This window comes from Arthrobacter sp. TmtSoilC51 (genome assembly GCF_055388015.1).
In genome coordinates this window covers 3,701,268-3,724,058 of the sequence record NZ_AP035877.1, presented here as the reverse complement: position 1 = coordinate 3,724,058, position 22,791 = coordinate 3,701,268, and the positions used below count along the sequence as shown (strand labels likewise).

Annotated in this window: 19 protein-coding genes; 18 read left to right on the top strand and 1 reads right to left on the bottom strand. The window is 62.1% G+C overall.

From position 1 onward, the window contains the following. Positions 1 to 12 precede the first annotated feature (12 nt). The 3 genes from ACZ5G6_RS16980 to ACZ5G6_RS16970 are packed head-to-tail and all read left to right on the top strand — an operon-like array spanning position 13 to position 2,171. Entirely contained in the window at positions 13 to 1,152 is a 1,140-nt protein-coding gene (locus ACZ5G6_RS16980) for a GTP-binding protein (protein ID WP_498686743.1), read from the top strand. A 45-nt stretch (positions 1,153 to 1,197) separates the two neighbouring features. Then, a complete protein-coding gene (gene ykgO / locus ACZ5G6_RS16975; RefSeq protein ID WP_011775528.1) occupies positions 1,198 to 1,320 on the top strand; it encodes a type B 50S ribosomal protein L36 in 123 nt (40 codons plus the stop codon). A gap of 38 nt (positions 1,321 to 1,358) precedes the next feature. Continuing rightward, a complete protein-coding gene (locus ACZ5G6_RS16970) occupies positions 1,359 to 2,171 on the top strand; it encodes a shikimate 5-dehydrogenase (protein WP_498686741.1) in 813 nt (270 codons plus the stop codon). A gap of 6 nt (positions 2,172 to 2,177) precedes the next feature. Here ACZ5G6_RS16970 and ACZ5G6_RS16965 read toward each other — a convergent pair whose 3' ends face one another. After that, positions 2,178 to 3,404: a THUMP-like domain-containing protein gene (locus tag ACZ5G6_RS16965; protein ID WP_498686740.1), complete on the bottom strand. Its 1,227-nt coding sequence runs from the start codon at positions 3,402 to 3,404 to the stop codon at positions 2,178 to 2,180. 67 nt (positions 3,405 to 3,471) lie between these two features. Here ACZ5G6_RS16965 and ACZ5G6_RS16960 point away from each other — a divergent pair, with 67 nt between their 5' ends. The 15 genes from ACZ5G6_RS16960 to ACZ5G6_RS16890 all read left to right on the top strand — a co-directional run bounded on the left by ACZ5G6_RS16960 (position 3,472) and on the right by ACZ5G6_RS16890 (position 22,751). Further along, positions 3,472 to 3,900, top strand: a complete 429-nt coding sequence (locus tag ACZ5G6_RS16960; RefSeq protein WP_223933872.1) for a hypothetical protein — start codon at positions 3,472 to 3,474, stop codon at positions 3,898 to 3,900. Between the two features lie 191 nt (positions 3,901 to 4,091). Continuing rightward, the gene (gene groES / locus ACZ5G6_RS16955; protein ID WP_011775524.1) at positions 4,092 to 4,388 is read left to right on the top strand and encodes a co-chaperone GroES; all 297 of its coding nucleotides are present in this window, start codon (positions 4,092 to 4,094) and stop codon (positions 4,386 to 4,388) included. 84 nt (positions 4,389 to 4,472) lie between these two features. Further along, a complete protein-coding gene (gene groL, locus ACZ5G6_RS16950; protein ID WP_223933870.1) occupies positions 4,473 to 6,086 on the top strand; it encodes a chaperonin GroEL in 1,614 nt (537 codons plus the stop codon). 249 nt (positions 6,087 to 6,335) lie between these two features. Then, on the top strand, positions 6,336 to 7,979 hold the full coding sequence (locus ACZ5G6_RS16945; RefSeq protein WP_498686737.1) for a LuxR C-terminal-related transcriptional regulator: 1,644 nt from the start codon (positions 6,336 to 6,338) through the stop codon (positions 7,977 to 7,979). A 170-nt stretch (positions 7,980 to 8,149) separates the two neighbouring features. Next, the gene (locus ACZ5G6_RS16940) at positions 8,150 to 8,491 is read left to right on the top strand and encodes a hypothetical protein (RefSeq protein WP_223933866.1); all 342 of its coding nucleotides are present in this window, start codon (positions 8,150 to 8,152) and stop codon (positions 8,489 to 8,491) included. A gap of 35 nt (positions 8,492 to 8,526) precedes the next feature. Then, entirely contained in the window at positions 8,527 to 9,636 is a 1,110-nt protein-coding gene (locus ACZ5G6_RS16935; RefSeq protein WP_223933864.1) for a flavin-containing monooxygenase, read from the top strand. A 147-nt stretch (positions 9,637 to 9,783) separates the two neighbouring features. Further along, a complete protein-coding gene (locus ACZ5G6_RS16930) occupies positions 9,784 to 11,886 on the top strand; it encodes an acyltransferase family protein (protein WP_498691930.1) in 2,103 nt (700 codons plus the stop codon). Next, complete coding sequence (locus ACZ5G6_RS16925; protein WP_498686734.1) at positions 11,883 to 13,937, top strand: acyltransferase family protein; 2,055 nt, start codon at positions 11,883 to 11,885, stop codon at positions 13,935 to 13,937. Before ACZ5G6_RS16930 ends, ACZ5G6_RS16925 begins: the two co-directional genes overlap by 4 nt. Before the next feature lie 255 nt (positions 13,938 to 14,192). Continuing rightward, the gene (gene guaB, locus ACZ5G6_RS16920; protein ID WP_223933862.1) at positions 14,193 to 15,704 is read left to right on the top strand and encodes an IMP dehydrogenase; all 1,512 of its coding nucleotides are present in this window, start codon (positions 14,193 to 14,195) and stop codon (positions 15,702 to 15,704) included. A gap of 88 nt (positions 15,705 to 15,792) precedes the next feature. Beyond that, entirely contained in the window at positions 15,793 to 17,682 is a 1,890-nt protein-coding gene (locus ACZ5G6_RS16915; RefSeq protein ID WP_498686731.1) for an ABC transporter ATP-binding protein, read from the top strand. A gap of 101 nt (positions 17,683 to 17,783) precedes the next feature. Then, entirely contained in the window at positions 17,784 to 18,920 is a 1,137-nt protein-coding gene (locus ACZ5G6_RS16910) for a GuaB3 family IMP dehydrogenase-related protein (protein WP_223933859.1), read from the top strand. Between the two features lie 72 nt (positions 18,921 to 18,992). Continuing rightward, positions 18,993 to 20,747 (top strand): glycerol-3-phosphate dehydrogenase/oxidase, encoded by a 1,755-nt coding sequence (locus ACZ5G6_RS16905; RefSeq protein ID WP_498686729.1) that lies wholly within the window; start codon positions 18,993 to 18,995, stop codon positions 20,745 to 20,747. Between the two features lie 47 nt (positions 20,748 to 20,794). Further along, the gene (locus tag ACZ5G6_RS16900) at positions 20,795 to 21,283 is read left to right on the top strand and encodes a PTS sugar transporter subunit IIA (protein WP_223933855.1); all 489 of its coding nucleotides are present in this window, start codon (positions 20,795 to 20,797) and stop codon (positions 21,281 to 21,283) included. A gap of 83 nt (positions 21,284 to 21,366) precedes the next feature. Beyond that, positions 21,367 to 22,254 (top strand): SURF1 family protein, encoded by an 888-nt coding sequence (locus ACZ5G6_RS16895; RefSeq protein WP_498686727.1) that lies wholly within the window; start codon positions 21,367 to 21,369, stop codon positions 22,252 to 22,254. Further along, the gene (locus ACZ5G6_RS16890) at positions 22,251 to 22,751 is read left to right on the top strand and encodes a DUF3817 domain-containing protein (RefSeq protein WP_223933852.1); all 501 of its coding nucleotides are present in this window, start codon (positions 22,251 to 22,253) and stop codon (positions 22,749 to 22,751) included. The genes ACZ5G6_RS16895 and ACZ5G6_RS16890 overlap by 4 nt, the downstream gene beginning before the upstream one ends. Positions 22,752 to 22,791: the final 40 nt, after the last annotated feature.

The window sequence follows — 22,791 nt, the reverse complement described above, 5'->3', positions numbered from 1 at the left end:
TAGAATCTTGCCATGCACCTCACCGTTGTCAGTTCCCTGGACAGTCAATGCCGCGAAGCGGCCACCACCCGGCTTGGCCGAACCCACACCAACTCCGTAGTAGTCCTCCACGACCTCCTGGACGGTTCCTTGGTTCTGCGGCGCGTCTACAGGGGAGGCCAGCTGTTCGAGCGCGAAACAACCATCCTGGAGCACGGATGCCTGAGCTGTACGGTCAGGTTGGATGTAGTGCCGACGGCGGAACGTCTCGCCGCTTGCGGGTTCGACCATGTGGTTCTGGGCCTACCTCCTGGCGTCGCAGCAGGGATGGCAGTCGCGGAACTCCGGCGCGGCCTCACCCAGCCGGCCCTCATGGACAACGCCATCCTGGCTTTGGACCCCGTGGATCTTGAGGATCACATCTGGGACCGTCACACCCTTTTTGAATCCGGCTTCACCTCGATGCCGGAGGATGACCGGACCAGTGGCGAATTCCTGATCGGCGAGTTCGGGCAAGTGGACACCGTCATGTTGCACCCCGGGCTGGGGGCGGAACTGTCGGGAAATCCTCGTGTGGGATCCGAAGAGTGGGTGACCGGCGTGGAGTTGCTGCGGCAGCTGGCACCCCACGCTGCAGCAATCGGTGCAGCCGATGACTTCAGATCGGGCTGCTTCGACGACGCCGAAGCGGCCGCACGTACCCGGCCCGGCGTGGTCCGCCTACCCTTGGACGATTCGCCCGGTTCCTTCCGCACGGTCCTCCACAAGGCCGGGAGGCCCCTGCATCCAGGTCGTTTCCGTGAAGCACTTCCCCAACTCGCGGCCGGAACCCACTGGCTCCGCGGACGTTTGTGGATCGCCTCGGCCGCCAAGACGCGGATTGCGGTACAGGGAATTGGGCCGCGCGTCTGGCTTGAGAGCACCGGGACATGGCTGGCGGACGCACCTACCGCGGGCGGCAACCCCAAGGTGGGGGCCGACGTCGACGCCGTCCTCGACTGGCACCCGCACTACGGCGACCGCGGTACGGTCCTGGCCATGACCGGACGTTCCGGGGACATCGACCCCCAGGAAATCCGCAGTCTCCTGGAGGGCTGCCAATTGACCGAGGCCGAGATGGAACTCGACTTTGGCGTCTGGGAGGACCCTCTGGAACTTAGCGAAGCACTGTAACCAGCCACCCGAAAAGCCAATCCACCAACAAGAAGGAGAATAACCATGAAGGTCAGGAACTCACTGCGTGCCCTCAAGAAGATTCCGGGTGCACAGATCGTCCGGCGGCGTGGGCGCACTTTCGTCATCAACAAAAACAACCCGCGCATGAAGGCCCGCCAGGGCTAACCCGACGGCAGTGTAAAAGGCCGTTGTTTAATGGGTGAATGCCAATCCTGAACAAAGACATGTCCCTGTGCATTTCGCTCGCGGCCCGGCCCAGCAACATCGGGACCCGGTTCCACAATTATCTGTATGACCTGCTCGGACTGAACTTTGTCTACAAGGCATTCGCCCCGGCGGACATCACTCTTGCAGTGGCTGGCATCCGCGGCCTCCCCATCAGGGGCGCCGCGGTGTCCATGCCCTATAAGGAAGCCGTCATCCCGCTTGTGGACGTGATGGATCCGTCGGCAAAGGCCATCGACTCGGTCAACACGATTGTTAACAACGATGGCGTCCTGACCGCGTACAACACCGATTACATCGCCATCGCGCGCCTCCTGAAGGACCACAAAGTTCCCAGCAGCCACACCGTGCTTCTTCGTGGAGCCGGCGGAATGGCGAAAGCGGTGGCTGCAGCTCTCAGGGACGCCGGATTTACGTCCGTGACCATCGTGGCCCGGAACGAAACTACTGGGCGTGCGCTCGCGGACCTTTACGGTTTCGGCTGGCAGGACGACGTCAACGGCTCCACGGCCGATCTCATCATCAACGTCACGCCCTTGGGCATGGCGGGTGCCGATGAGCAAGCCCAGTCCTTCGACGACGCAACTATTGCCGCCGCGAAGATAGTGTTCGACGTCGTGGCACTTCCCTCCGAGACGCCGCTCATCACAGCTGCCCGCGAGGCAGGTAAGCCGGTGATCACGGGAGCCGAAGTCATCGCCATCCAGGCCGAAGAGCAGTTCGTCCTGTACACCGGCGTGCGCCCAAGCGCTGACCAGGTCCGCGAAGCCTCGGAATTCTCCCGCCGCTGACGTGGCCTAGAACGTCACGGGTTCCACGACTACGGCCACTCTCTCCTCGCCGATCCTGGTGAGGACCAGGGTGGCCGTTTTTGCGGGCTTGGTGTCGCGCTTGGATGGAAGCAGTTGTTTCCGCAGTTCTTCGGGAGTGACTGCCGTGCCGCGCTTCTTGATGTCCAGTACCGTGATGCCATTCGTTTTGACCCAGGCTTTGAGGGCTTTGACGTTGTAAGGCATTACCTCCAGCACCCTGTAAGCCTTGGCAAACGGCGAGTCATGAAGTTCCGGAGCGCAGATGTAGGCGATATGTTCGTCCACCAGGTGCCCGCCCAGGCGTTCTGCGACGTCGGCCACCAAGCCTGCGCGGATGACAGCACCGTCCGGTTCGTAGAGGAACCCTTCAACAGGCCCGACGGCGGCCACCGGACCGCCGTCGAAATCCTCGCCGCTGGTGAGCTCAGCAGCGCCCTGGGAACCGATGACAAGTGCCGCGCGCCGGATCCCGGGGCGGGCCACCGCGTTGAACCACAGGGTGACCTCCGTGACGTCACCACCTACGGAGACCCACTGCGCTTCACAGTTCGCTGGAACCGAGTCGTGCGGCATGCCGGGACCCATCTTGACTCCCACCGCACGGCCGGCTGCGGCCAGGCCTTCAACGAATGACAATGGGGGAGAGAACGCTTCCGGATCCCAGATCCGTTTTGTCCCGGACGTTGAGGTTGTGCGTCGTGCGGGATCCAGCCACACGCCGTCGATCCCGTCCAGTTCTACTGACATGGCATCCGAGTGCACCACTGTGGCGTGCGGGAAGGGCATGAGGTTGATGGTGGCGCAGGCAGCGGTGGTTTCATCCATCTCCACTGCGGTCACGGCAATGTCCATCGAGGCCAAGGCCATGGAGTCGGCTCCAAGGCCGCAGCCCAGGTCTGCTACGTGGGAAATGCCGGCCTTGGCGAAACGCTCGGCGTGCCGGGCCGCGACATTGAGGCGGGTCGCCTGCTCAAGTCCTGCCTGGGTAAACAGCATCTGCCGGGCAAACTCACCGAACTTGGCCTCCGCGCGGGTCCGAAGCCGGGACTGCGTCAACACCGCGGCCACCAGCTCAGGGGAGTGGCCTGCTTTGCGGAGGTCGGCGTTGACACTGAACGCATCCGCTTCGCGGTAGGGTCCCAGCGAGGCAAGGAGTTCCCATCCTTCAGTGGTGAGCAAGGGTGCGATCTGTTCCTGCGGTGCGTGAGACATGGGATCAAGCCTAATGGCGCGCGCCTTGACGCCGTGAGTTCGGAACCAGCCCGATAGGGTTGTTTTCATGGAAGACAACGCAGCTCCGCAGCCCTCCGACACGAACAACCCGGGTGGGAACCATTCCCCTGCCCCAGGAGCCGCAGAGCATTCCTCCGGCCGTTCCCTTGTGGCATACGCCCGTCCTGCCTTGATCGTGGGCGCCGTGATCGTTGTCATCTGCGTTGCCCTGCTGATCGTCATCTTCGCCTTGGATTCATTCAACGCGGCGGCCTACTCCGTGACGGGCAAGAGCGTGAATGACGCTACTGACGAAGCCCGCGATATACGGGAGCTGTACAGCGGGGCCCGCATTGGCGGGATCATCGCCTTGGTGATCTCCGGCGTCGTTGCCCTCGCGGCCGCCGTCGTTCTGTATGTGAATCGCGGATCTGCGGCTGTGGATGAAGACGACGACGGTGAAGACTACGATCTCGATGACCTCACCGGGCGGTAACGGGAGTTCACCAACGACGAAATTCTGGCACTCACCTTGACCGAGTGCTAACGCTTACATAGAGTCTTGTTAGCACTCTCCCTCGGAGGGTGCTAATCACGCCAGGCGTCCACCGGCACCGCGACGACGGTTGCACGCCACGGCACCCTAGTTCTTAGTCCATGAATCAGCTCATGAAAAGGAGAGTCCGAGTGTCGGTCTCGATTAAGCCTCTTGAGGATCGTATTGTTGTTCGCCCGCTCGAAGCAGAGCAGACCACGGCTTCCGGCCTGGTAATTCCGGACTCCGCACAGGAGAAGCCGCAGGAAGGCGAAGTTGTTGCAATCGGCCCCGGCCGCTTCGATGACAACGGCAACCGCGTGCCGGTTGACGTAGCTGTTGGCGACGTCGTTATCTACTCCAAGTACGGTGGAACCGAAGTCAAGACCGGCGGCAACGAGTACCTCGTTCTGTCCGCCCGCGACGTCCTTGCGATCGTCGTAAAGTAACTTCCTGGAGCCCCGCACCGCAGCCGCGTTGGAATCATTCCGACCTTCTGCGGTGCGGGTTTTCTGTCTTGAAAGGACACAACCATGGCAAAGCAGCTTGCTTTTAACGATGCTGCCCGCCGGTCTCTTGAGGCCGGTATCGACAAGCTCGCCAACACTGTCAAGGTGACGCTTGGCCCGCGCGGCCGCAACGTCGTGCTGGACAAGAAGTGGGGCGCTCCCACGATCACCAACGATGGCGTGACGATCGCCCGCGAAGTTGAGCTTGACGACCCCTACGAGAACCTTGGCGCGCAGCTGGCCAAGGAAGTAGCCACCAAGACCAACGACGTCGCCGGCGACGGCACCACCACCGCTACGGTCCTGGCTCAGGCACTGGTCAAGGAAGGCCTGCGCAACGTTGCCGCAGGTGCCGCTCCTGGCGAGATTAAGCGTGGCATCGAGGTTTCCATTGAAGCCATCGCAGCCCGCCTCCTGGAGAACGCAAGCGAAGTGCAGGGCACCCAGGTTGCCAACGTTGCTGCTATCTCCGCCCAGAGCGACGAAATTGGCGAGCTGCTCGCCGAGGCGTTCGGCAAGGTGGGCAAAGATGGCGTTATCACCATCGAAGAATCCTCCACCACCCAAACCGAACTCGTCCTCACTGAAGGCATGCAGTTCGACAAGGGCTACCTCTCCCCGTACTTCGTCACCGACGCAGAACGCCAGGAAGCCGTCCTCGAAGACGCCCTGATCCTGATCAACCAGGGCAAGATCTCCTCGCTGCAGGAATTCCTGCCGTTGCTGGAGAAGGCGCTGCAGGCGTCCAAGCCACTGTTCATCATCGCCGAAGACATCGAAGGCGAAGCCCTGTCCACGCTGATCGTCAACCGCATCCGCGGCACGCTGAACGTTGTGGCCGTCAAGGCTCCGGGCTTCGGCGACCGCCGCAAGGCCATGCTCCAGGACATCGCTACGCTCACGGGCGCCCAGGTTGTTTCCCCGGACCTTGGACTTTCGCTGGACACTGTTGGCCTCGAGGTACTGGGTACGGCACGCCGCATCACGGTCACCAAGGACAACACCACCATCGTCGATGGCGCCGGAACCGAGCAGGACGTTGCCGACCGCGTGGCCCAGCTGCGTGCCGAGCTCACCCGCACGGACTCCGACTGGGACCGCGAGAAGCTGCAGGAGCGCCTTGCCAAGCTGGCTGGCGGCATCGGTGTCATCAAGGTTGGCGCAGCCACCGAGGTTGAGCTGAAGGAAAAGAAGCACCGTATCGAGGACGCCGTTTCCTCCACGCGTGCGGCCCTTGAAGAGGGCATCGTTTCCGGTGGCGGTTCCGCCCTCATCCACGCCCTCAAGGCACTGGACGAGTCGCCCGCCGTCAAGGCCCTGGAAGGGGACGCGGCAGCTGCTGTTGGCATCGTCCGCCGTGCCTTGATCCAGCCGCTGCGCTGGATCGCCCAGAACGCTGGCTTCGACGGCTTCGTCGTCGTTTCCAAGGTCTCCGAACTCGAAGCCAACCACGGCTTCAACGCCAAGTCCGGCGAGTACGAGGACCTGATCGCTGCTGGCGTGATCGACCCCGTCAAGGTCACCCGCTCCGCACTCCGCAACGCCGCTTCCATCGCTGCCCTGGTTCTCACCACCGAGACCCTGGTTGCCGAGAAGCCGGCCGAGGAAGAAGACGCACACGCAGGCCACAAGCACTAATCGCACGTTCGAAAAAGCCCTGGTCACCTTCGCGTGGCCAGGGCTTTTTTCTGCCCTGAACACGCCCCACGCAACCCAAAGAGGGTGAAAACAGGGGTCTGCGAACTAAGGAAGGTCAGGAACCCGCACGGTTCCTCACGGACGCGGGGACCTATTGTGGGACTTACGACGGCGGCGGTACCCTGACGCTAATACGGCGGCTTGGGTGCGCCAACCGGGTAGCTCCCGGTCGCGGAATGAGTGTTCACTATGTCGGTCACAGCCTTGGATCTGGGACGCTCGGCGTTCTCCGAGCATCGCTGGAGCGATGCGCTGGACTGCCTTGCCCGGGCCGATTCCGAAGGTGGCTTGCCTGCCCGGGACATGGAACTGGTGGCATCCGTGGCAATGCTGCTGGGCCATGACGATGACGGAGTGAAATACCTGACGCGGGCCCACGAGGAATTCCTGACACTGGGCGACATGGCCGGTGCGGCGCGCTGTGCGGCGTGGCTGGTGCTGTTCCTCATGGACATCGGGGAACCCGCGCGAAGTTCCGGTTGGATGTCACGCGCCCAGCATCTGATTGCCGAAATGGAAGAGCCCACAGAAGCGGAGGGCTACCTCCTCATCCCATCCGCCCTTGGTTCACTGTACGGAGGAAACCCCGCGGCCAGCCACGAGCTGTTTGGCCGGGCCTTTGAAGTGGGCCAGCGTTTCCACGACCGGGATCTCATGGCGTTGGGCCGGCTGGGCTTGGGCACGGCTACGATTACCCTCGGCTCACCGGACGAGGGATTGCAGCTCCTCGATGAAGTGATGTTGTCCGTCACCGCCGGCGAGGTCTCGCCCATACCTTCCGGGATCATCTACTGTGCGGTGATTGGAAGCTGCAGGCTGGCCTTGGATGTCCACCGCGCCCAGGAATGGACGGCAGCCTTGGAACGATGGTGCGGGGACCGGCCGGACATGGTGATGTTCAGTGGGCAATGCCAATCGCACCGCGCAGAGCTGTTCATCCTGCATGGCGCCTGGAACGATGCCTTGGCCGCGGCCCGCATTGCCCAGGACCGTTCACGTCGGGGCGATCCGGAAGCGGCCTGGGGAGCTTGGTACCAACAAGCTGAAGTCCTCCGCCTCAGGGGCAGGCTCGACGAGGCCGACGCAGCCTACGCCAAGGCAGGGGAGACCGGTTACGAGCCATTGCCCGGCCTTGCGCTTCTACGCATGGCCCAGAACAAAACGTCCCAAGCGCAGGCCATGTTGCACCGTGCAATGTCCGGAGCGGATCCGGCCAACCGGTGCAGGCTGCTTCCGGCCGTGGTCCAGGTGGAGCTTGCCGCGGGGGACCTCGTCGCAGCCAGGGCGGCGGCGGATGAACTCGCAGCGCCGCTCCACGAAGCCAGCCGCCCCTTGGAACGGGCGCTATCAGCGCAGGCCGAAGCCAGCGTTCTCTTGGCCGAGGGGAGTGCCGAGGCCGCACTGATGTCCGCCCGGAAGGCCTGGCGGCTTTGGTACAGCCTCGAGGCTCCATACGAGGCCGCCCGGTGCCGGGTGTTGGCTGGTCGTGCCTGCGTCGGGTTGGGCGATCCCGACTCTGCGGACATGGAATTCGAAGCCGCCACAGCCGAGTTCGCTGAACTCGAAGCAGTGCCGGCCATGACCGAGGTGCTCGGGCTCAGTGCGGGAGCCGGCACGGTGAGTGGCGGCGGCGATGGTTCCATGCTCACTGCCCGTGAGCTTGAAGTCCTGCGGCTCGTAGCTGACGGAAAAGCCAACAAGTCGATTGCGCGGGAACTGTACCTCAGCGAAAAGACCGTTGCCCGGCATGTCAGCAACATCCTCAACAAACTCTCCCTGCCATCCAGGGTCGCTGCGACCAAATATGCCTTCGAACAGCATTTGATCAAGTGATGTTCTCTTACATCCCACAGCTTTTCTCCCGATGTTCTCTCACATCCTGCGGGGTTTTCCCTGGATGCTCTATCACTTCCCGGGCATGCGCATTAATACCCATGCCCCATCCAACGGAATGCGTCATTTGGCCGACGCGGCGGAGGGCACCGGACTCATAGCTTGGGCTTATGAACATTCCACTGCTCGCCGGCACCGTATCCACCGTGCTCTTTGCATCCAGCATGCTGCCCATGTTGGTGAAGGCAGTCCGAACCAAGGATCTGGCCTCCTACAGTTTGAGCAACATCACCCTGACCAACATCGCCAACGCCGTGCATTCCTTCTACGTCTTCGACCTTCCGGCCGGACCCGTGTGGCTGCTTCACTCCTTCTATGTGGTGACGTCGGCCTTGATGTTGGTGTGGTGCCTGCGGTACGGGAAGGTTCCCGCTGAAACCCCAGCAACTGAAACCCCGGCAACGCGGGATCATCCAAGGCCCATGGCGGCTGCCGCCATCGCCCACGAGTGACTTCGCGTTGGATCAATAACGAGACAGGAACAGTCATGAAGAAAGAGAGTGACCCACAGTTCGATACCGTCATCGTGGGCGGCGGCCAAGCCGGCTTGGCCCTCGGCTATTGGCTGGCCCAACGGCACCACAACTTTGTCATCCTTGACGAGAATGCGAGGACTGGCGATGCGTGGCGCCAACGGTGGGATTCGCTTCGGCTCTTTACGCCGGCCAAGTATGACGGTTTGCCGGGCGCACCTTTTCCGGGAGACCCCTTGGCGTTTCCCAGCAAGGATGAGTTGGCGGACTACCTTGAAAAATATGCACGGCGCTTCAGTCTTCCCCTGGTTCACGGAGTCCGTGTTGACGAGGTGCGGGAGCATGGCGGCCGTTTCCTTGTGAGCTCTGGCGATCGGTCCTGGACTGCCAGCAACGTAGTGGTAGCTACCGGTGGATATCGCGTTCCCAAGCAGCCGGCATTCGCCAATGAGCTGGATCCGGGCACCGTCCAGCTTCACTCACAGGACTACAAGAATCCCGGACAACTCCAACCAGGGCCGGTCCTCGTCGTAGGACTCGGCAATTCCGGCGCGGAGATTGCCCTTGAGGCCAGCAGGACACACACCACGTTGCTGGCGGGCAAAGCCAGTGGGGAACTTCCTGTTCGCCATGGACGCGCTGCAGCCCGGTTTGTCCTGCCTGTGGTCCGTTTCGCAGGACTGCACGTCCTGACGCTGAACACTCCGGTTGGCCGGAAGGTGGCGCCGGCATTCAAGACCATGGCGGCACCTTTGATCCGGACGCGCACCAAGGAACTGCGTGGCGCGAAGGTGGAACTGCTGCCAAGGATAGCCGGGGTAAAGCAAGGCAAACCGGTGCTTGAAGAGGGCCGGCCATTGGACGTCGCGAACGTTATTTGGTGTACCGGATACCGTGAGGACTACTCGTGGCTGAAGCTCCCGTACCAGGACGGGGATGGAGCTCCGGCCCACAAGAGGGGAGTGGTGGAATCTGTGCCCGGACTCTACTTCATCGGCCAGGAGTTCCTGTTCGCGGCAGTCTCGGCAACACTTCCGGGAGTGGGCCGCGATGCCCGCTATTTGGCACAGCGGATCACAGCGGAACAGCCGCTGGCAGCAGAGCCTCGCCCGGCTTTGGCCTAGTTCCCCGGGGTTCAAACAGACCTGCCCGAGCACAGGCCACGCACAGTTTCATCTTTGCAAATGCATAGTCCAACTTGAGCTAATGGACACTCGTAAGGCGGTTCCACAGGCTGGCCCGACTGGGGCGGGCGCCCGGAACGGCGTATGATGGATGCTTTGTGCAATAGCCTTGAGGAACTGCCTAACGTGACTACATCAACGATCCGACCGCCCGCCCGTCCCAACAGGCGGGCTACCGGTCCCGTTGTAAAGTCCACTTTCCGACCCGAAATCCAGGGCCTCCGCTCGCTCGCTGTCCTCATGGTGGTGAGCTACCACATCTGGATTGGGCGGGTATCAGGCGGGGTGGATGTCTTCCTGCTGATCTCGGCATTCCTCATGACGCTCCAGTTCACGAGCCGCTTCAAACAGCGGCGCCCGATGGACTTGTTGCGGCATTGGCTGCACCTGTTCAGGCGCCTGCTGCCCGCAGTGGTTGTTGTCCTCCTGGGAACACTGGCTGCCACCTTTGCTTTCCTGCCTCCCACCCGCTGGGTGGAAGTGGTCCACCAGGCCTGGGCTTCACTGTTCTACTACGAGAATTGGCTCCTGCAGACCCTGGCGGTCAACTACTACGCCACCGACCACAGCCTCGCCAGTCCCGTGCAGCACTTCTGGTCGCTTTCCATCCAGGGCCAGGTCTTCATTCTCTGGCCAGTGATCTTCGCCGTGATAGCGGTCATCTGCCGCAAATTCGATCTCCGATACCGGGCCTCGCTCGCTTACGTATTTGCGCTGATCTTCGTCGTGTCCCTGACGTACTCCACTATTTTTACGGCCAACAACCAGGCGGTGGCCTACTTCGACACCTTTGCCCGGCTTTGGGAGTTTGCGCTCGGAACCCTTGTTGCCTTGATCCTGCCTGCCCTGGACTTTTCCAAACCCGTCCGTGTGGTGATGGGGTGGATCGGCGTGGCTGCCATGCTCAGCTGCGGCATTCTGCTGCAGGTCCAGACGGCGTTTCCTGGCTTTATAGCGCTCTGGCCCACTCTGGCTGCGGTTGCTGTGATCGCTGCGGGTCAGACCGGTAGCCGCTTCGGAGTGGATCGTATCCTGAGCTCCAAATTCCTGGTCAGGCTTGGCGATAACTCCTATGCCCTCTATCTCTGGCACTGGCCCATTCTGGTCATCGCCTTGGCCTGGAGTGGCAAGGACCATGCCGGCTGGCTTTCCGGCACCGCCATCGTGGCGTTGGCACTGGTCCTGGCGTTCCTGACTACCAAGTACGTGGAGAAGCCCTTCCGGGAGTGGAAGTGGCCCGAAGTGAAACGCCGCCGCGCAGCCATTTCCATCGCTGTTTGCCTGGCCTTGGCGTGCACGCCGTTGCTTGGCTTCGAGTACAAGCAATATCTGGACCAGAAGGCCGCCGAAACGCAGGCGTTCAATGACAACCCAGGAGCGCATGCACTCCTTCCCGGGTACGTGGACCAGGTCAGCAAGGATGCCAAGACGCTGCCTACGGCAGAGCAGCTACCTGAGGATTGGGCACACCTGGGTGGGACGTGTGAGGGTGATTCCCGGCCGGAGGACAAGTCGCTGCAGGAGAATTGCCAGCAGAACGGCGTGGGGGACGACGCCACCAAGAGCATCATTGTCTTGGGCGATTCCCATGCCCAGCAATGGCTGGCCGCACTGGGCCCCCTCGCTGAGGCTGAGCATTGGAAAGTCACGGCTCTCCTGCTGGGCGGATGCCCCTTCATGCCGGACAACGCCGACGCTGACCAACACTGCAACGATTTCAACTCGGCCGCTTCCAAGTACGTGGCAGCCCACACGCCGGATTCCGTGTTCATGGTGGGCACCAAGGCGGCCCCATCATCTCCGGATGAGGAGTTGGTGTACGGCTTTGAACAGACCGTCACCAACTTCAACGACCTCGGCATCCAGGTGGTTGCCATCCGTGACAACCCACGGTTTGACCACAACGTCACCGAATGTGCGCTGTCCAGGGGCGTGGACAGCAGCGAGTGCAAGTCTGACCAGCATGACGTCCTGGCCGCGGAGAGCCCCTTTGCAGCTGTACAGGGAAAGTTCGGCAATGCCGCATTCCTGGATATGACGGATCTCCTGTGCGACGGTGTCCAGTGTCCCAGCGTCATAGGAAATGTGTTCGTCTACTTGGACGATAATCACCTGTCGAAGACCTACGTCACCAGCATGGGTGAAATGTTCGACGAAAGGTGGTTTGCCGCGACGGGGTGGACGCGATGAGCAACAACATGGAACGCACGACGGCGGAACGCGGCTTCCGCCCTGAGGTCCAGGGCCTGCGCGCCCTGGCTGTACTGATGGTGGCTGCGTACCACATTTGGCTCGGCCGGGTATCCGGTGGAGTCGACGTCTTCCTGCTCATCTCGGCTTTCCTGCTTACCCTGTCGTTTACACGGAAGCTCGAAAACCACAAGCCCCTGAGCCTCCTGCGGCATTGGCTCCACGTGTTCAAGCGGCTGCTGCCCGCCGTCGTCGTTGTCTTGTTGGCAGTCCTGACCGCCACGTGGGCCTTCGTCCCGCAAAGCCGGTGGCCGGACGTGCTTGCCGAGGCCTGGGCCTCGTTGCTTTACAGGCAGAACTGGCAGCTAGCTGACTCTGCCGTTGATTACTATGCCCAGGACCACTCCGGAGCCAGTCCTCTGCAGCACTTTTGGTCCTTGTCCGTCCAAGGCCAGGTGTTTATCCTGTGGCCGCTGATTTTCGCGGCCGTGGCCCTGCTGCAGCCGCAACTGGCAAAAATGTTCCCGGGGCGCAAGGCCTTGGCCCACCGGCAGCTGCTGTTCGTGGCGTTCGGCGTGGTCTTCGTGGCTTCGCTGGTGTATTCCATCGACCAGACGGCCCACAACCAGGCGTATGCCTACTTCGATACCCGTGCGAGGCTGTGGGAATTCGCGCTGGGGTCCCTGCTGGCATTGGCTCTCCCGTACCTCAAACCGGGACGCTGGCTTCGGGTAGTCCTGGGTTGGGCCGGTCTGGCCGCCATGCTTTCGTGTGGACTGATCCTCACTGTCGACCGCTCCTTCCCAGGCTTCGTGGCCTTGTGGCCGACCCTCGCGGCAGCGGCGGTTATCGCCGCCGGCCAGAGCAACAGCCGCCTGGGTGCGGACCGCGTGCTCAGCTCAAAGCCCTTGGTCCTGGTGGGAAACAATTCCTACGCCTTGTACTTGTGGCATTGGCCTGTCCTGGTGTTCTTCCTGCTCCTTACGGACACCACGAGCCCCAACCTCCTGCAGGGCCTGGGCATCATGGCCGTATCCATGGTGCTGGCTATCGCCACCACACGGTATGTCGAGATGCCGATGCGCCGCTGGGAGTGGCCGGACGCCCGGTCCTGGCGGGCCGCCGTCGTGATTGTTTCCTGTGGTGCGTTGCTGGCGCTGCCGGTAACTGCCTGGCAGGGTGCCATCGCCGCGGAAAGCGTGGCGATAGCCGACCAGCCCAGGGAACTTACGCCCGGTGCTGCGGCACTTTCGCCTGAGAACGCGGGGCAACCGACGCCTGAGGCAATGATCATTCCCGCACCGGCCGCCATGAAAGATGAATGGGCTGACATCGACGGGCTGTGCACAGGCGCCAACGTCCCAACGGATCCGTTGCTGCAGGGTTGCCTCCAGAACGATGAACCCGAGGTAGTGACCAAGAGGATCGTGGTGCTCGGTGATTCGCATGCCCAGCAGTACATGGCCGCCCTCGGTCCGATCGCCAAGGAGCACGGTTGGGAAGTGGTCACACTGCTGAAGGGGAATTGCCGGTTCGGTGCCGAATCTCCCGAGCGGGCTGGCGACTGCAACGACTTCAACAAGGCAAGTGCCGCTTACGTCATGGAACATAAACCCGATGCTGTGTTCACCGTGGCGTCATTGACCCACGTCACGGCCCCGTTCGAGACCGAGGTGCCCGGCTATTTGGAAGGCATCAAACCCTTTACGGATGCAGGAATCGACGTCGTCGGCGTGCGGGACAACCCGCGGTTCAGCATTAACATGCCGGAGTGCGTGCAGAAGAAGGGCCCCGAATCGCCTGACTGCAACCCTCCCTTGGAGGATTCCCTGGCTGCTTCCTCGCCTTTGGACGATTACGTGGGCAAGGTGGATCGGTTGTACCTGATGGACATGAGCGACTTCATCTGTGAAAAGGGCACGTGTCCGGCAGTGGTTGGGAATGTGTACGTCTACAAGGACGACAACCACCTCACCAAGACCTACGTGCAGAGCATGATTCCGATGTTCGAGGAGCGGCTCCTCGCCGCGACGGGCTGGTCAGAGCGCTAGCAGCTGCCCGCGGGAGCATGGAACGCACGACGTCGGCCTGCCGCCAGTGCCGTTGCTCACACTCAGGCGTCGCGGAATATGGCGATCGCCGCGGAGGTTCTACTATTTATTCAATACCCGAAGCACCTTTGCCTTGCAGTACCTCATGCACAGGCCAGTACTTTATGCACAGGCCAGTCCCGTAATGACGGGCTGGTCATCAGTTGCAACCCCTACCAGTTATAGCCCCCGGAACCCAGGTAAGAGGCCGCACTCATGACCCAGCCCGAACACGATCCCTTTGGCTTCGTAGGCCTGACCTACGACGACGTCCTGCTCCTCCCCGGGCACACTGACGTCATCCCCTCTGACGCGGACACGTCCTCCCGCATTTCCAAGCGGATCACGGTGCAGACGCCGTTGCTGTCTGCTGCCATGGACACCGTGACTGAGTCCCGCATGGCCATCGCGATGGCCCGCCAGGGTGGCCTGGGCGTGGTGCACCGCAACCTGTCCATCGATGACCAGGCTGAGCATGTGGACCGCGTCAAGCGCAGCGAATCGGGCATGATCACCAACCCGCTGACCATTGGCCCGCAGGCCACGTTGCAGGAGCTGGACGAGCTGTGTTCCCGCTACCGTGTCTCCGGCCTTCCCGTGGTGGACACGGACGGACGCCTGCTGGGCATCGTGACCAACCGCGACACCCGGTTCATTCCGGAATCGGAATTCCCGCTGCGCAGCGTCAGCGATGCCATGACAAAGATGCCGCTCATTACCGGGCATGTGGGCATCAGCCGCGAGGAAGCCTCGCACAAGCTGGCCACCAACAAGATCGAGAAGCTCCCTCTCGTTGACGAGCAGGGCCGCCTCAAGGGCCTCATCACCACCAAGGACTTCACCAAGGCAGAGCAGTACCCGCTGGCCACCAAGGACGACGAAGGCCGCCTGCGCGTAGGTGCTGCCATCGGCTTCTTCGGTGATGGCTGGGAACGCGCCATGAAACTCATCGACGCCGGCGTGGACGCCCTGTTTGTGGATACCGCCAACGGCCACTCCCAAGGTGTGCTGGACATGATCCGTCGCCTGAAGTCGGATCCGATTGCTGCCCACGTGGACATCATCGGTGGCCAGGCTGCAACCCGCGAAGGTGCCCAGGCACTGATCGATGCCGGTGCCGACGGCATCAAGGTAGGTGTGGGCCCGGGCTCTATCTGCACCACCCGTGTCGTCGCCGGTGTAGGCGTTCCGCAGATCACCGCCATCTACGAATCCGCCAAGGCTGCCATCCCGGCGGGCGTGCCGCTGATTGCCGACGGCGGGCTGCAGTACTCCGGCGATATCGGCAAGGCCTTGGTCGCCGGTGCTGACACCGTGATGCTGGGCTCGCTCCTGGCTGGTTGCGAGGAGTCCCCGGGCGAACTCATCTTCGTCAACGGCAAGCAGTTCAAGAGCTACCGTGGCATGGGCTCCCTTGGTGCCATGCAGTCCCGTGGAAAGAACACGTCCTACTCCAAGGACCGCTACTTCCAGGCCGACGTTTCCGGCGATGACAAGCTCATCCCGGAAGGCATCGAAGGCCGCGTGGCGTTCCGCGGACCGCTGGCTTCGGTGGCCTACCAGCTTGTGGGCGGCCTTCGTCAGACCATGTTCTACACCGGCGCTCCCACCATTGCCGAGCTCAAGGCACGCGGCAAGTTCGTCCGTATCACTCCGGCTGGCCTGAAGGAATCGCACCCGCACGATATCCAGATGACCGTAGAGGCGCCGAACTACGGTTCCCGCTGACCACTCCTGTTCCCCGCGGACGTTTCCGCGGGGAACAACTGTTTAAGGGCGGCAACGGAATGTCTGCGGGGAGGAATAGGCTGGGGACATGTCCGAAAAGCCCGCACAACCGCGGCACCCGGAGTCGGTCCGCCTGAACTCAGTCCAACCCGGCAAAGCGCCCCGCAAGCTTGCGCTCCGGCCGTACGCCCGCGCCGTCGGGCAGGTTCTGAAGGTGAGCTTCAAGGCATCACCCGTGGCGGTCATCATGAAAGTGGCCGGGTCACTGATTTCGGCCACGTTGCCGCTGGTTACCACCTACTTCGCCGCGTTGACCACCACTGCGTTGGCCGCCGGTTATGCGGGGGATCCCGACGCCGGTCCGCGGGCGGTCCTGTACGTCATCATTACGGCAGCGCTGGGGCTGTTCTGGGGCGCCTTCAGCAGCGTCGACCGGTACATCCAGCAGTTGATGAGCTTCAAAGTGGGCGCGATCGTTGGCGACATGATGTATGAGCGCTTCCTGGCACTGGAGTTTTGGCGCTATGACGACAAGGAAACGGTGGACCTCTACGATCGCGCCAAGCGATTCTCCGATTCCTATGCGCGGGTCCTGGACCGGATCGCTGCGATTTTTACTCAGTTGGTTTCAGTCATCCTGGCAGTGGGGGCGCTGCTGCTGGTCAGTTGGTGGATCGCGGTCATTGTCCTCATTGCGATCGTCCCGAGCGTCTACCTGCAGTTCAAACTCTCGCGCGAGCAAATAGCCCACTGGAATACCCAGGTGGATTCGCGCCGGCAACGGCGCATGATCGAGACCAACCTCCTGCGGCCCCAGCACATTGCCGAGATGCGGCTCTATGGAATCGTAGGCTATCTGATGGGCCTGCGTTCGCGGCTTCGCGACGCTGACGAGCGCCGGCGCCTGGACTTCCAAAAGCGCTACATCCCCAAGCAGCTCGCAGCGGACGCCCTGCAGTACGGGGCCGAGGTTGTTTCGTTGATCTGGGTGGTGGGACAAATCATTGCCAGGGCGCAACCCGTAGGGCAGTTCCTCTATATCCAACAGATCGTCAGCCGGGCCCTTTCCACCGCCAACAACCTGGTTTCGTCGCTGAGTTCCATTGACGAAGACCTTGCCAACCTCAAAGATTACGAGCTGTTCATGGCACTTCCCGTGCCCAGCGGCCATGAGCCTCCTTTGGTGAAGTCGCCTTCCGTTGTGGAAATGCGGGACATCCGCTTCAGCTATACCGGGAGTGACATTGAGGTTATCAAGGGCATTTCCCTGACCATCAGGGCAGGCCAGCACATTGTAATCGTTGGTGAGAATGGTGCAGGAAAGTCCACGCTGATCCGGATCCTGGCAGGCCTGTACCGGCCGGATTCAGGCCAGGTATTGCTTGACGGCGTCGATCTAGCCGGAATCGACGTGACCAGTTGGCACCGGCACTTGGCGGTCCTGAGCCAGGAATTCCTGAAGTATGAATTCGCCACTGCCGCGGAGAACATCTACCTGGGCGATGTCCGCCAACCGCGGGACGATTCCCGCATTCGGCGTGCCGCATCAGATGCCGAGGCCATGGAGTTCATCAACAAGCTGCCCAACGGCCTGGAAAACCATGTGAGCAACTGGATGGAGGATCCCAGGGGACGCAAGGGGAGCGGCCTCTCGGGTGGGCAATGGCAGCGACTGGCCATGGCGCGTAACTTCTACCGGGATGCTTCCTTCATGGTCATGGACGAACCGACCTCGGCCATAGATGCTTTGGCGGAGCACCGGATCTTCACGCGGCTTTTCGCGGACCGGAACAGCACCATCATTGCCATCAGCCACCGGCTGGCCACCATCGAGAAGGCAGATGTTGTGTACATGCTCGAAGATGGCCGGATCGCCGAACAAGGGACACACAAGGAGCTTGTGGCTTTGAGGGGCCGCTACTTCCGGATGTTCGAGTCCCAGCTCACCGTGGAAGAGACCAGCCAGAACACCCCCTAATAGCCGGTTGGAAACAGAAACCTGGTAGGCGGTTGGAAACAAAACCCGGGAGCCGGTTGGAACAAAACGGTTGCTTGGTTTTGGTGGGATAAACTCGAGCAGTGACTTATGAGATTGAGATTGGCCGTGGCAAGCGTGGGCGTCGTGCCTACTCCCTGGATGACATCGCGATCGTTCCGAATCGTCGGACGCGCGACCCGAAGGACGTCTCTGTCTCCTGGCAGATCGACGCCTATAAGTTCGATATGCCGGTGATTGCCGCTCCCATGGACTCCGTGATGTCGCCGGATACCGCCATTACTTTGGGCCGGTTGGGTGGTCTCGGCGTCTTGGACCTTGAAGGCCTCTGGACCCGGTACGAGAACCCACAGAAGGTGCTCGACGAGATCGCCGGCCTGGCCAACGAAACCAGCAGCCCGGCAGTCACCCGCCGGATGCAGGACCTGTACCAGGCGCCCATACAGCCGGAACTCATCAGCTCCCGCTTGGCCGAGATCCGTGCCGCAGGCGTCACTGTGGCGGGCTCCCTGACCCCGCAGCGCACCCAGGAACACTACAAGACCGTGGTGGCCGCCGGCGTCGACATCTTCGTCATCCGCGGAACAACGGTCTCCGCTGAGCACGTATCCAAAAACCACGAACCGCTGAACCTTAAGCAGTTCATCTACGAACTCGATGTCCCTGTGATCGTCGGTGGAGCAGCTGGTTACACGCCGGCCCTGCACCTCATGCGCACGGGTGCCGCAGGCGTCCTCGTTGGCTTCGGCGGAGGTGCTACCACCACCACGCGCCGTGCACTCGGCATTCATTCGCCCATGGCGTCGGCCATCTCGGACGTCACTGCCGCCCGGCGCGACTACATGGATGAGTCCGGTGGGCGTTATGTCCATGTGATTGCCGACGGCGGCATGGGCAGGTCGGGCGACATCGTCAAGGCCATAGCGATGGGAGCGGACGCCGTCATGCTGGGCAGCGCCCTGGCACGTGCCGAGGAAGCTCCGGGCCGCGGCTGGCACTGGGGGCCGGAAGCGCACCACCTCGAATCGCCCCGCGGCGACCGCGTCAACGTCGGCACAGTTGGCCCCCTTGAGGAAGTCCTCTTTGGGCCCGGGCACCACACGGACGGCACGTCCAACCTTATTGGCGCCCTGCGCCGGTCCATGGCAACCACCGGGTACTCGGACCTCAAGGAGTTCCAGCGTGTGGATGTCGTAGTGTCCCCTTACGCAGGCAATTAGGACTCCTGCCAATCGGGCCGAGCAACAAGTAGGGTAGGGGACTACCAGCTGTTGCGTTTGAGGAGGGGTCCGATGAGCAATGTCGTAGGCGGTCCGCAGGTGAATTCGCCGGGAGCATTGAGCCCGGAATCGCGTGCCGCGTCGATTGAAGTCCTGAAAGCCACTGCCGAACCCGGCAAACAGCTGGACATCCTGATTGTCGGCGGAGGCGTGGTGGGGGCTGGCGCAGCCCTGGACGCAGTGACCCGTGGCCTCACAGTCGGCATAGTTGAAGCCAGGGACTGGGCCTCAGGGACGTCATCGCGCTCGTCCAAACTCATCCATGGTGGCCTCCGGTACCTTGAGATGCTCGATTTCGGACTAGTCCAGGAGGCGCTCCAGGAACGCGGGTTGCTGATCCAGCAGATCGCACCCCATCTGGTGCGCCCTGTCCCTTTCCTCTACCCGCTGACCCGTAGGTTCTGGGAGCGCCCCTACGTGGGCGCGGGCATCATGCTTTATGACACATTGGGCCTCACCTCGGGGCACAGCCGGGGCGTTCCCATGCACAAGCACCTCTTCAGGCGTGGCACCCTCAGGGCGGCTCCGAGCCTGAAGGACGATGCTTTCGTTGGCTCCATCCGCTACTACGATGCCCAAGTGGACGACGCCCGTTTGGTGGTGAACGTTGTGCGGACGGCCGCGCACTACGGTGCCCACGCCGTGAACAGGGTGCGCGTGGTGGACTTCCTCAGGGAAGGTGAACGCGTGGTGGGCGCCAAGCTGGAAAACCAGGAAGACGGCAGCGTCTTTGAGGTCCGCGCCAAGCAGGTGGTGAATGCCACAGGCGTTTGGACGGACGAAACCCAAGCCATGGTTACCGACCGGGGCCAGCTCAAAGTCAGGGCATCCAAGGGCATCCACCTTGTGGTGCCGCGGGACAGGTTCCAGTCCACTGTTGGGTTGATCCTGCGCACGGAAAAGTCTGTGCTCTTCGTGATCCCCTGGGGCCGCCACTGGATCATCGGTACTACGGACACAGACTGGAAGCTGGACAAGGCGCACCCCGCAGCGTCCAGCAAAGACATCGACTACGTCCTGGAGCACGTCAACAAGGTCCTTAAGCGGCCACTCACCCGGGAGGACGTCGAAGGCGTTTACGCAGGGCTCCGCCCCCTTCTTGCAGGCGAAAACGACTCCACTGCCAAACTTTCCCGCGAACACGTCGTGGCCCACCCGGTGCCAGGCCTGGTGGTGGTGGCCGGCGGTAAATTCACCACTTACCGTGTCATGGCGAAGGATGCGGTGGATGAGGCCACCCGGGCGATGGATGAACGGGTTCCCTCCAGCTGTACTGAAACGATCCCGTTGCTCGGTGCGGAGGGGTTCAAAGCCGCCTGGAACCGCCGGGCCCGCTCCGCAGAAGAGGCCGGCGTGCACGTGGCCCGCGTGGAACACCTGCTCAACCGCTACGGCTCCATGGCGTCGGAAGTGCTGGATCTCATCGCTGGGCAACCCGAACTCGGGGAACCGCTTCCCGGTGCGGACGATTACCTTGCCGCCGAGGTGGTCTATGCGACCACCCATGAGGGCGCCCGTCATGTTCACGACGTTTTGACGCGCCGTACCCGGATCTCGATCGAAGCGTGGGACCGGGGTGTGTCAGCAGTGCCTGTAGTGGCTAAGCTGATGGGAGAAATCCTTGGCTGGAGCGAGACGCAGCGGGAAAGCGAGATTAAGCACTATTTGGCGCGGGTGGAAGCTGAGCGGCTCAGCCAGCAACAACCCGATGACGAATCAGCTGACGCCGCGCGCATGGGAGTCGATGACATCGTTCCCCTTCGCTGAGCAACACAGGACCTGCGGCCGGAAGGCCACACTGGAGGGAACACGACTTGGCTGAACCACTTGACCGGTATGACGCCGAACTGACTACGCCGGAAACCGTCATCCTGGAACTCGTTGCCGAGGACAAAATCGATGCTGCGGCACAGTTGGCGGAACGCCTTCACGCGGCCGGCCGGATCTCCAACCTCGAAGGCTTCCTTGAACAGGTCCATTCCAGGGAACACCAACTGGCCACCGGTCTTCCCGGAGGTATTGGGCTGCCGCACGCACGCAGTGAATTCGTGGACAGGATTTCCATTGCCGTGGGCGTCACCAAGTTCGGTCACGCCTTGGATTTCGGTGCCACAGATGGCCCGGCCACATTGATCCTGCTCATTGCCACACCGGCCAGTTCCTTCTCGGACCATTTGGAAGTCCTCGCTACTTTGGCGCGTTCGCTCTCCAAGGAGTCATTCCGCGAGTCCCTGCGCCGCGCGCACGATACCGAAGTCATTTCCGAACTCATCAACTCAAGCCTGGTGTTCTTCGACCATTGAGTCCGGGCGTCGGGCCGGTCCCAAAGCCCAGCTTCTTACCGTTCGTTTCGTTGTTCTACAGCGTGACGAAGTACGGTTAAGGGGTGTTGAAAACCGCGCTGAAACCCCGCTGGATCGCAGGACTCGTCTTTGCGCTTCTCCTGTCCGCGGTGTTTGTGCTGCTTAGCCAGTGGCAGCTTAGCCGGTCCACCCAGCACGAAGCCCCGGTGTCGTCCAGCATTGAAGAGGTCAAGCCGCTGGTGGACGTTCTGCAGCCGGGGCAGTTTTTCCCCGGCTCTGTTTCGGACCAGATGGTCAGCGCCACCGGGACGTACGATCCCGCCAAGCAGGTGCTCGTCGAGGGCCGCCTATATAACGGCCAGAAGGGATTCTGGATTGTCTCGGCCTTCGCGGTGGACAACGCTCCGAAACTGAGCGGTGTTGCGGCCTCGCCCAAGACTTGGATTCCAGTAGCCCGGGGTTGGGTGGCCGATGCCGCGCAAGCCGGCCCTCCGCCGTCGGGCACCCTGACGGTGACCGGCCGCCTGCTGCCGTCCGAAGCGCCGGTGCCAAATGTCGACGCCGGTCCAGGCCGGGCGTCTGCAGTGGCCGTTGCCGAACTCATCAACACGTGGGAGATCTCCAGCTACCAGGGCTTCGTTGCCGCGACATCCGAGGTTGCCGACGGCGTTCCCGTAGCCGCCGACGAGGGGGTGAAGGCCCTCAACATCCCAGCACAGCCGCCCGCACAACAGGTTAACTGGCTGAACCTCTTCTATTCCGTGGAGTGGGTGGTCTTTGCAGGATTCGCGCTGTACATCTGGTGGCGGATGGTGGCGGACGACTACCGTCGCGACCTCGAAGGCGACGAATACGACGCACACGACGAATACGACCACGAAGACGGACTCGACGAAGACAAAGACGAGCCCAACAAACCGACAAGCCCTGAAACCCAGCAACCTGGGCCAGAACAAAAGGTGCAGCAATGATTGAGCCCAAACCGGCCATCCAGCCAGAGCAATCCGGACCCAAGCCCAAGAAGCGCAGGTTTGGCGGAACGGAAGCCCAAATCCGTTCCGCGCTGAAGTTCTACAAGGTCATGGCCTACCTGACTGGTGCCATGCTCCTGCTGCTCTGCGCTGAGCTGATTGCGCGCTACGGTTTTGGCGTATCGCTCTTTGCCGGTGGAACGAACGCCGTTACCGGTCAGCCGTTCGGCTTCGGATTCGCCGAGTCTGAGCCCAAGGGCGTGATCGGTGGCTTCAATATCTCCACCACTGTGTTGATCGTCCACGGTTGGATGTACGTGGTCTACCTGGTCTCCGACTTCCGCTTGTGGTCGCTCATGCGCTGGCCGTTCTCCAAGCTGGTCCTGCTGGCCCTGGGCGGCGTAGTGCCGCTGATGTCGTTCATCGTGGAGAAGAAGTTCCACGCACAGGTTGAAGCGGAACTGGCAGCCAACCCGCAGGCCTCAAAGCGCTACTAGTCGCGACGGGGGCAGGCGAGGCAGGTGCAGCGGTGTGAGA